Annotated in this window: 8 protein-coding genes; 2 read left to right on the forward strand and 6 right to left on the reverse strand. The window is 63.6% G+C overall.

Annotated features, from left to right (window positions below; all coding sequences use genetic code 11):
* Nucleotides 1–4: 4 nt before the first annotated feature.
* The 5 genes from NA637_RS17505 to leuS form a co-directional block, all read right to left on the reverse strand.
* Complete coding sequence (locus NA637_RS17505) at nt 5–1,294, reverse strand: lytic murein transglycosylase (RefSeq protein ID WP_256073567.1); 1,290 nt, start codon at nt 1,292–1,294, stop codon at nt 5–7.
* Nucleotides 1,295–1,354: 60 nt separating this feature from the next.
* Nucleotides 1,355–1,513, reverse strand: coding sequence for an alternative ribosome rescue factor ArfA (arfA, locus tag NA637_RS17510; RefSeq protein ID WP_256073568.1), 159 nt, complete (start codon nt 1,511–1,513; stop codon nt 1,355–1,357).
* A 151-nt stretch (nt 1,514–1,664) separates the two neighbouring features.
* A complete protein-coding gene (gene holA, locus NA637_RS17515) occupies nt 1,665–2,693 on the reverse strand; it encodes a DNA polymerase III subunit delta (protein ID WP_256073571.1) in 1,029 nt (342 codons plus the stop codon).
* Between the two features lie 39 nt (nt 2,694–2,732).
* A complete protein-coding gene (lptE, locus tag NA637_RS17520) occupies nt 2,733–3,338 on the reverse strand; it encodes an LPS assembly lipoprotein LptE (RefSeq protein WP_256073572.1) in 606 nt (201 codons plus the stop codon).
* A gap of 42 nt (nt 3,339–3,380) precedes the next feature.
* Nucleotides 3,381–5,987, reverse strand: a complete 2,607-nt coding sequence (gene leuS / locus NA637_RS17525; RefSeq protein ID WP_256073573.1) for a leucine--tRNA ligase — start codon at nt 5,985–5,987, stop codon at nt 3,381–3,383.
* Nucleotides 5,988–6,242: 255 nt separating this feature from the next.
* Here leuS and NA637_RS17530 point away from each other — a divergent pair, with 255 nt between their 5' ends.
* Together NA637_RS17530 and NA637_RS17535 are read left to right on the forward strand one after the other, a co-directional pair.
* Nucleotides 6,243–6,695 (forward strand): hypothetical protein, encoded by a 453-nt coding sequence (locus tag NA637_RS17530; RefSeq protein ID WP_256073574.1) that lies wholly within the window; start codon nt 6,243–6,245, stop codon nt 6,693–6,695.
* 75 nt (nt 6,696–6,770) lie between these two features.
* Complete coding sequence (locus NA637_RS17535; RefSeq protein ID WP_256073575.1) at nt 6,771–7,532, forward strand: YdcF family protein; 762 nt, start codon at nt 6,771–6,773, stop codon at nt 7,530–7,532.
* A 441-nt stretch (nt 7,533–7,973) separates the two neighbouring features.
* On the opposite strand, the gene lnt is transcribed toward NA637_RS17535, so the two are convergent.
* A complete protein-coding gene (gene lnt, locus NA637_RS17540; RefSeq protein WP_256073576.1) occupies nt 7,974–9,488 on the reverse strand; it encodes an apolipoprotein N-acyltransferase in 1,515 nt (504 codons plus the stop codon).
* Between the last annotated feature and the right edge of the window lie 102 nt (nt 9,489–9,590).

Below are 9,590 nucleotides of genomic sequence, written 5' to 3' on the forward strand. Positions count from 1 at the left end.
CTCGCTAAGGCTCTGCCCGCAGCCGTCCCAGCAATTCCTGCGTCGGATGGCCGTCGGCCGGCCAGCCGAGCTGTTGCTGGAAGCTGCGGATGGCGTTGCGGGTATTGGCACCGATGATGCCGTCTGCAGCGCCTGGCTCGAAGCCCTGGTTGGTCAGGCGTTCCTGCAGCTCGAGGCGCTCGGAGCGGCTCAGCGGCTGCTCGCCCTGTGGCCAGCTTGCCCGAACCTCGCCGGCGCCGTCGAAGCGTTCGGATAACAGGCCGATCGCCAGCGCATAGGACGATGAGTTGTTGTAGCGCAGGATCGCGCGGAAATTGTCGAGGACCAGGAATGCGGGGCCGCGATAGCCGGCGGGCAGCAGCAGGCTGGCGCTCGCCTCGTCCATGCCCGCCGGCCACCCGCTCAGGCCGAGACGGCGCCAGGCGGCCAGCGACTTGCGGATGCTGCTGTCGGCCAGGGCATAGTCGAATCCGTCCGGCAGGCTGACCTCGAAGCCCCAGGGTTGCCCGGCCTTCCAGCCGGAGGCCTGCAGGTAATGGGCGGCCGACGCCAGGGCATCAGCCGAACTGTTCCAGATGTCCCGGCGGCCATCGCCGTCGAAATCCACCGCGTGGGTGTTGTAGGTGGTCGGGATGAACTGGGTCTGTCCCATGGCGCCGGCCCAGGAGCCGCGCAGCTGATCGGCGCTGACATCGCCATGCTGGAGGATTTCCAAGGCTGCCAACAGCTGGCTTTTGGCAAATCCAGGACGGCGTCCCTCATGCGCCAGTGTGGCGAGCGAGCGAACGACGCCCTTGTCGCCCATGATCTGGCCGAAGCTGCTTTCCAGTCCCCAGATCGCTACCAGCGTATTGCGATCGACGCCATAGCGCGCTTCGATGCCGTCCAGCGTCGCGGAGTGCTGGCGCAGGAGCTGTCGGCCGCCTTCGACCCGCTGCTGTGACAGCGCGCCGTCCAGGTACTGCCAGACCGGCCGGGTGAACTCCGGCTGACTGCGATCGGCGACAATGATGCTCGGATCGGGGGTGACTCCGGCGAAGGCACGATCGAATACCTGCGCCGATATTCCGGCCTGAAGGGCCTCGTTGCGAAATGCACTGCGCCATTCGCTGAAGCTCTGCTGCGCCGGCTCGGCTTCGGACGGCTTGTCCGGTTTGGGCTCGGTAATGCTTGTCGTCGGCTGACTGGGTGCGGCCGCTGTAACGGGCTCGGCGGCGCAGGCGACCACGATGCTCAGTGCAGAGCCAGCAATCAGGGTACGCAGTAGCAGTACAGGAACGAAGGTGTAAAGCATGCACCACACTCGGCAAATCATCGGCAGGTGACATTATCACGCTTTGAATAGCTTGGCTTTTCAAGCCGCCAGAAGGACCGAAGCCTCCCAGTGGGTGGACTGGGAGGCTTCGCGGCGGTAGCTGCCTTTGCCTTTCTTCGGTTGTTCCTGGCGGCTGCGAAACAGGGGTTGCGCCACCAGGGTCTTGGCCTTGTTCGGCCGCTTGCGTTGCTTGCTCATTGCTTACCCTCTTGGTTGCCTCTAGCAGGCGAGGGCATCATAAGGCCTGTTCAAAAAATGTCCAGAATCCCTTGGCGGCGGCATTCCAATAGCGGCATGAGGGCTGGGCAGTGTCGAATCAGACGCTCCGACACGATTTCGCGTCTCGCTGCTAGAGGCCGATCCTGCGCCCGCTCAGCTGAAGGCAAAGATCTGCCAGGCCGATCCAGGGGTCACCTTCGGCCTGCCCTTTGATCTGCTCGTCGATGCGCTGCGCATCCATCAGCAGGCGTTGCCAACCCGCTGCATCGTGTCGCTGCAGCGCTTTGCTGACCAGCGGCTTGCGCTTGTCCCATACTGGCGGGCGGGCCTGGCTGAATGCCCGGTCAAGCGGCGCACCCTGGCTGTACTGCTGGGCGATGTTGGCCAGCTGGCGGACCTCGCGCGCGACGGCCCAGAGAATGACCGGCGCTTCGACCCCCTCGCCACGCAGGCCGGCGAGCATCTGCAGGATGTGCTCGGGCTGGCCCAGCAGCGCGGCATCAACCAGCCCGAAGACGTCGTAGCGGGCGCTATCGGCGACCGCAGCCTGGACGGTTTCGGTGGTTACCTGGCCCGCTTCAGCGAGCAGTTTGAGTTTTTCGATTTCCTGGGCGGCGGCCAGCAGGTTGCCTTCGACGCGCGCCGCGATCAGCTCCACGGCTTCCTGGTCGGCAGCAAGGCCGGCTTGCGCCAGGCGCTGGCGGATCCACTGCGGCAGCTGTTGCGCGTCCACCGGCCAGATCTGCACGAACTGCACCTGCTTGCCATCGATCAGCGCCTTGGCCCATTTGGTCTTTTGCGTATTGCCGTCGAGCTTGGGCAGGCTGATCAGCAGCACGGTGTCCTCGGCGGGGCGCGCAAGGTAGTCGATCAGCGCCGCGGCACCCTTGTCGCCGGGTTTGCCGTTGGGGATGCGTAATTCCAGCAGGCGCTTTTCGGCGAACAGCGAGAGGCTGGCGCCGGCTTCGATGAGTTGTCCCCAGTCGAAACCGGTCTCGACATTGAGCACCTGGCGCTCGCTGAAATCCTGCTGACGGCAGGCGTCACGGATCGCATCGCAGGCTTCCTGACAGAGCAGATGCTCGTCGCCGCTGACCACGTAGACCGGTGCGAGCGGTCCTTGTAGATGTTTGGCGAGTTGGGCGGGGGAAAGCTTCATGGGTTCGAGCGGTAGACACCAAGGGCGGCTACCGTGCCATCACTGAATCGGCAGTTCGAGTGGCGATTGCAGTGGCCGTTGGCTCTGCTCGCGCATCTGTGCTTCGATGGCCTCGGCTTCGGCGCGCTTCTTCGCTTCCGCTGTCTGCTGCAGTTGGTCGAGCTGCGCAGGCGTGATGTTGCGTAGGCGCATGCTCAGTTGCTGCAGAAGCTCGCGGCGCATTTCCCGGCGCAACTGACTGGCCTCCTGGTCGGAGCCAATGAGGTTGCTGCTGTCGTGCACATAGACTTTCTGCACCTCGACCTTGTCTTCGAGCAGCACCGTGTTCTGCGGGCCACGGATCTCATAGTCGAGGGTCTGGGTCAGTTCGTATTCGGCACTGCGCGCAGCGGTGGTGTAACTGGCGGTGCGCTGGCGGGTCTGCTCGCGTACCAGATCCAGGGTATAGCGAGCGCCGGAATAAACCCTGACGCCGTTGTCCTTGAGCAGTTCTTCGAGCTGCTGCACGGTTTCGCCATAGCTGTTGCGTGCTTGCAGATTAATTTCATCGAGCGCGAAACTGGTATCGCCCGTCCCGCGAAGCTGAAAGCCGCAGGCGCTCAACAGCAGGGCCAGGCCGACCACCAGCAGATTGCGTTTGATCATGTTGTATCCCCTTGCCAGCCTTGGCGCACGCGCCAAGGCGAATCAGTTAGCGACGATGTTGACCAGCTTGCCCGGCACCACGATGACCTTGCGAATCGTCAGGCCCTCGGTGAAGCGAACCACGTTCGCGTTGGCCCGCGCGCTGGCTTCGACTTCTTCGCGAGGGGCACTGGCCGGCACTTCGATGTGTCCACGCAGCTTGCCGTTGACCTGCACCACCAGCGTCAGGCTGTCCTGCACCAGAGCAGATTCGTCGACGGCCGGCCACTGTGCATCAATGATCGAGCCGCTGTTGCCCAGCTGCTGCCAGAGTTCGTGGCAGAGGTGCGGGGTGATGGGCGCCAGCAGCAGTGCGACGGTTTCCAGGCCTTCCTGCAGCAGCGCGCGGTCCTCCTCGGTTGCCGCGGCTGCTTTCTCCAGCACGTTCATCAAGGTCATCACCTGGGCGATCGCGGTGTTGAACTTGTGGTGCTGGCCGACATCCTGGCTGGCCTGCTTGATGGCCAGGTGGATGGCGCGGCGTACGGCCTTCTGCGCATCGCTGAGCGTGGAAATATCCAGTTTCACAACGGCGCCCGCGCTGACATGGGCGTGGGCCAGGCGCCAGACGCGGCGCAGGAAGCGGCTCGCGCCCTCGACGCCGGAGTCGGACCATTCCAGGCTCATGTCCGGCGGTGATGCAAACATCATGAACAAGCGACAGGTGTCGGCGCCGTAGGCGTCGATCATCGCCTGGGGGTCGACGCCGTTGTTTTTCGACTTGGACATCTTCTCGGTACCGCCGATCTCCACCGGCAGGCCATCGCTGGCGAGCTTGGCACCGATGACCTTCGCCTTGGCATCGCGCTCGACAATGACGTCGGCCGGGTTGAACCAGTCCTTGCCGCCGTTTTCCAGGGTGCGGTAGTAGGTGTCGGCAATCACCATGCCCTGGGTCAGCAGATTCTTGAATGGTTCGTTGGAGCTGATCAGGCCTTCGTCGCGCATCAGCTTGTGGAAGAAGCGCGCGTAGAGCAGGTGCAGGATGGCGTGCTCGATGCCGCCGATGTACTGGTCCACCGGCAGCCAGTGGTTGGCCGCGGCCGGGTCGACCATCCCCTGATCGTAATGGGGCGAGGCGTAGCGGGCGAAGTACCAGGACGACTCGACGAAGGTGTCCATGGTGTCGGTTTCACGCTTGGCGGGAGCGCCACACTTGGGGCAGCTGCACTCGTAGAATTCGGGCATACGGGCCAGCGGTGAACCCGCACCGTCCGGGACGACGTCTTCCGGCAGTACCACCGGCAACCGGTCTTCCGGCACCGGCACGTCACCGCAGGTGTCGCAATGGATGATCGGGATCGGGCAGCCCCAATAACGCTGGCGGCTGATACCCCAGTCGCGCAGGCGGAACTGGGTGCGGGCCTGGCCAAGCCCTTTTCTTTGCAGTGCGACTTTCATGGCGTCGAAAGCGCCATCAAAATCCAGGCCGTCGAACTCGCCAGAGTTGATCAGCTCGCCGTGCTCACCGTAGGCATCGTTCCAGGGGGCTGGAGTCTCATCGCCAACGCTGGTGCGCACCACCGGCTTGATCGGCAGGTGGTACTTGGTAGCGAAGGCGAAGTCGCGCTCGTCGTGGGCCGGCACGGCCATCACGGCCCCTTCGCCATAATTCATCAATACGTAGTTGGCGACCCAGACCGGCAGCAACTCGCCGGTCAGTGGGTGCTGCACGCGCAGGGATGTGGGCAGGCCTTTCTTTTCCTGGGTGGCGATGTCGGCTTCGGCCACGCCGCCACGCTTGCATTGGTCAATGAATGCCTGCAATTGGGCGTTGTTCTGGGCGGCGAGTGTGGCCAGCGGATGTTCGGCCGCCACGGCGACATAGGTGGCGCCCATCAGCGTATCGGGGCGGGTGGTGAACACCTTCATCACGCCTTCGCTGCCGATGCTGGCGACGTCGTAAGGGAAGCTGATCTCCATCCCGCGCGACTTGCCGATCCAGTTGCGCTGCATGGTCTTGACCTGTTCCGGCCAGCCGTCCAGTTCGTCCAGGCTCTCCAGCAGCTCATCCGCGTAAGCGGTGATCTTGAAGTAATACATGGGGATTTCGCGCTTCTCGATCAGCGCGCCGGAACGCCAGCCACGGCCATCGATGACCTGCTCGTTGGCCAGCACGGTCTGGTCGACCGGATCCCAGTTGACGGTGCCGTTCTTGCGGTAGATCACGCCTTTTTCATACAGGCGGGTGAACAGCCATTGTTCCCAACGGTAGTAATCGGGCTTGCAGGTGGTGACTTCGCGCGTCCAGTCGACTGCCAGGCCCAGGCTCTTCAGCTGAGTGCGCATGTAGTCGATGTTTTCGTAGGTCCACTTGGCCGGTGCGACCTTGTTTTTCATCGCCGCGTTCTCCGCCGGCATGCCGAACGCGTCCCAGCCCATGGGCTGCAGCACGTTCTTGCCCTGCATGCGCTGGTAGCGGGCAATCACGTCGCCGATGGTGTAGTTGCGCACGTGCCCCATGTGCAGCTTGCCGCTGGGGTAGGGGAACATCGACAGGCAGTAGAAGGTGTCCTTGCCTGGCTGTTCGCTCACTTCAAAGGATTTCTGCGCGTCCCAGTGGGACTGCGCGGCGGCTTCGATCTCGCGGGGCTGATACTGTTCGTGCATGGCTACTGGCGTTGGAAAAGAGGCTGGCTGCTCGCATCGCAACTCGGGCTGCCGCACCGCCGGCTCCAAGCCTGACGAAAACGGCGGCGCAGCGGGTTGAGACGAGCGCATGGAAGCGCCGTAGCATACATGACCCTTCGCAACCGAGGGAAACCCGATTTGCCAGCATTGTTCGGCCCCGTTTGTCGAGTGCGAGGTGGATGTTCGAGTCTGAACTACGCTTGTACAGGGGGCGGGATGAACACGAGGTGAATCATGGGTAGAGAGCGCCAGGCGGATGAGGGAAACCTGTACGGACGCGTGCTGCAACGGTTGACACTGGCTCTGGAAAAAGCCGAACGAACGACGGGTGATGACCCTGGGACTGCGACCGAATTGGAGGTTGGTGGTCTAACGCCTGCCGAGTTCGACCTGATCCGGGCCTATCTGCAACAGGATGCGCAATGGCTGTCCGGTTGGCACGCCGCTGCCGAGGAGCAGGCGCAACTGGACCGCCAGGCGACCCGGTCCGCGTTGCGTACTGTGCTGCGGCAGCATTCGGGCAAGCGCTGCAAGCAGAGTCCACCCGCGCTTCAGCAGGCCATGCTCTGCGCGCTCTGCGGCGCCAGCGTGCATTGGCCGGAAGGGGCCGGCGTGGTGGCCTGCTCTGCGTGTGGCTCTCAGGTGCTGCGTGCCAGGCAGCGGTTGTCTAGCTACCCAAAGCACTGAGGGCGTCCGTCCGTGCTGCGACAAACGGGCGCGCCGGGAGGTAAAGTTGCGGCGACCGATCAACCGGAGCCGGACATGCCGATACGCTATTTCTTCAAACAATTGCTGCTGCCGCCCGGCGGGCTGTTGTTGCTGTTGCTCGCGGCCTGGTGGCTGCGGCGTCGCTCGCCACGGCTGGCAGCGTTCTGTTTCGTACTGGGGTTCGGCGGGCTGTGGCTGATGAGTCTACCGGTGACGGTCGAGTGGGCAGCGCGGGCAATTGAAAGCGAAGTGGCGCTGGATCGCTCGGCGTGGAGCGGCCTCGCCCGGCGTGCCCAGGCGATCGTCGTATTGGGCGCAGGTCGTGAACAGGCTGATCCTGGCTGGGGTTCCGATCAGCCCAGCCATATTGCGCTCGAGCGGCTGCGTTACGCCTCGCGCTTGGCCAAGGCATCGGCTCTGCCGATCCTGGCCAGTGGTGGACTGCACTATGGCGAGCCGCCGAGTGAAGCGCTACTGGCTGCCGAGGCGCTGGAGCGCGATTTCAACACGCCGACGCAATGGCTCGAAGAGCGCAGTCGGACCACCTGGGAGAACGCCCGCTACAGCGCGGAAATACTCGAGGCGGCGGGCATCGAACGTATCGTGCTGGTGACTACTGCATCGCACATGCCACGGTCCCGCTGGTGTTTCGAGGAGATGGGGCTGGAGGTGATCGCCGCCCCGGTAGGATTCGTGGGTGTCCCCAGCGGGCGACCCTTTGGTGGCTGGCTGCCCGAGGCGAAGGCCGTCTGGCAGAACGGCGCCTTGCTCAACGAAGCGGTGGGAATGCTGGTTTACCCACTGCTCTATCGGTAGGGGTTAAGACGATAAGAGCGCTGGAGGCTGGAGGCTAGAAGCTGAGGGCGCTTCCCTGAGCCATTGATGTGTGGTTTCGGTGTGCCAAGCGGATGTGACGATCTGGGCACTGCGTCTTTAACATCGGCGACGGTGGAAAACGGAGGCCAAAGCTTCGCCCCGGGTCGGGCCTCCCACAAGGTCAAAAGCAGCAAGCAAACAAGCAAACAAGCAAAAAAGCACACTGCCGAAGCCCCGCGCCGGACCGCTTTTTGTGGGAGGCGCGCCCTGCGGCGAAGGCGGACCCCGTGCCAGCTCGAAAGCCAAAAGCTTCGCCCGGGGGCGGGCCTCCACGAAGTTGTTTAATGGCGTTGCATGAATTGGCGGCGGGCCGAATGCTCTCAAGCCTCAAGCCTCAAGCCTCAAGCCTCAAGCTTCAAGCTTCAAGCTTCAAGCTTCAAGCTACGAGCTTTCAAGCCGCCGTGCCAGGCCCCAGCCGAGCAACAATACACAGACGACGATCAGCGGCCAGGAGCGCCATTGCAGATAGGGCGTCAGGCCTTGCATGGGGGTGACCTCGCCGTAGAGTACCGCCTCTTCGAAGGCAGGGATTTGCTCGGCGATGCGGCCGTGCGGGTCGATCAGCACCGTGACGCCATTGTTGGTGGCGCGAATCATCCAGCGACCGGCTTCAAGGGCTCGCATCTGCGCCATCTGCAGATGTTGCAGCGGGCCTATCGAGTGGCCGAACCAGGCGTCGTTGCTGACGGTGAGCAAGATGTCGCTCTGTGCCGCGAGGCTGGCGGCAAACTCCGGGTAGACGACTTCGTAGCAAATGAACGGCGCGATCTGAAACCCCTTCGCCTGCAACAGCGGCTGCTCAGGCGTGCCGCGCGCGAAGTCCGACATCGGCAGGTCGAAAAAGGCGATCAGCCCGCGCAAGACGTCTTGCAGCGGCACGTATTCGCCGAAGGGCACCAGCTTCTGCTTCAGGTAGGTACCATGCGCGTCGCCTGCCGTGGTCAGGCCGTTGTAGTAGCGCAGCTCGCCGTCGGCATTGGGCTGGCGTACCGGCACGCCGGTGATCAAGGCCGATTGCCGGTCCTGGGCGAAGCGGCTCATCATCGTCAGGTAGCCTTCTGCGTGCTCCTTGAGGATCGGCACCGCGGTCTCGGGCCAGACGATGAGATCGGCAGGTTGGCTGCGGAAGGTCATGTCGCGATAGAGCAGGAGCTGCATCTCGAGTTTTTTCGGGTCCCATTTGATGCTTTGCGCGACATTGCCCTGCATCGCGGCGACGGTGATTGGTTCGGCTTTTGCGGTTGTCCAGGTGTGGTTGCCCAAGCCCAGTGCGCCGCCCCAGAGGGCCACTACCAGCAGCGATGCTCCGGCCAGCGATGCCGTGTGGCGCAGAAGCTGGGGTAGCTCGACAAGCAGTGATGCGGTCAATCCGAGCACAAAGGTCAGCAACCAGACGCCACCGAGCGGCGCAAGCCCCGCCAGCGGCCCTTCCAGCTGGCTATAACCGGCATACAGCCAGGGGAAACCCGTCAGTATCCAGCCGCGCAGGGCGTCCAGGGCAAGCCAGAGCGCGGCGAATAGCAGGGCGTTGAGCAGGGGCACCGTCGGTTGTCGCAGCCAGCGGGCCCAGGCCCAGCCAAGCAACAGGAAGAACAGTGCCAGCCCGGTGACGAGGCCCAAGGTCAGCGCACCGGCCAAGACAGGCGGTGCCGAGCCAAAGTCGTGAATACTGACATAAACCCAGCTGACGCCCGAGGCGAACAGGCCGAAGCCGTAGCACCAGCCGCGACCGGCCGCCTGTTTCGGCGTCAGCTCGCGCAGGCCCAGATAAAGCACACCCATCGACACCAAGGCCAGCGGCCAGATATCGAACGGGGCAAGCGACAGCGTTGTCAGGGCGCCGGCGGCGAGCGCCAGCAGGTTGCCCAGCCAGCCGGGGCGGGTAATCCAGGGCATGGGTATTCCTTCGGAAGGATAACAGCGAGCCTCAAGCGGCAAGCTTCGAGTAAAAGCGGAAAAGCTTGACGGCACCTTGGCGCAAAGCCCGATACTGATTCG

The sequence above is a fragment of the Stutzerimonas stutzeri genome (assembly GCF_024448935.1).
Classification (GTDB): Bacteria; Pseudomonadota; Gammaproteobacteria; order Pseudomonadales; family Pseudomonadaceae; genus Stutzerimonas; species Stutzerimonas stutzeri_AO.

Bases quoted from the DNA above. Each gene is read 5' to 3' on its own strand.
- holA (WP_256073571.1), bottom strand. From the start codon at position 2,693: ATGAAGCTTTCCCCCGCCCAACTCGCCAAACATCTACAAGGACCGCTC.
- NA637_RS17530 (WP_256073574.1), top strand. From the start codon at position 6,243: ATGGGTAGAGAGCGCCAGGCGGATGAGGGAAACCTGTACGGACGCGTG.
- NA637_RS17535 (WP_256073575.1), top strand. From the start codon at position 6,771: ATGCCGATACGCTATTTCTTCAAACAATTGCTGCTGCCGCCCGGCGGG.
- lnt (WP_256073576.1), bottom strand. From the start codon at position 9,488: ATGCCCTGGATTACCCGCCCCGGCTGGCTGGGCAACCTGCTGGCGCTC.
- arfA (WP_256073568.1), bottom strand. From the start codon at position 1,513: ATGAGCAAGCAACGCAAGCGGCCGAACAAGGCCAAGACCCTGGTGGCG.
- leuS (WP_256073573.1), bottom strand. From the start codon at position 5,987: ATGCACGAACAGTATCAGCCCCGCGAGATCGAAGCCGCCGCGCAGTCC.
- NA637_RS17505 (WP_256073567.1), bottom strand. From the start codon at position 1,294: ATGCTTTACACCTTCGTTCCTGTACTGCTACTGCGTACCCTGATTGCT.
- lptE (WP_256073572.1), bottom strand. From the start codon at position 3,338: ATGATCAAACGCAATCTGCTGGTGGTCGGCCTGGCCCTGCTGTTGAGC.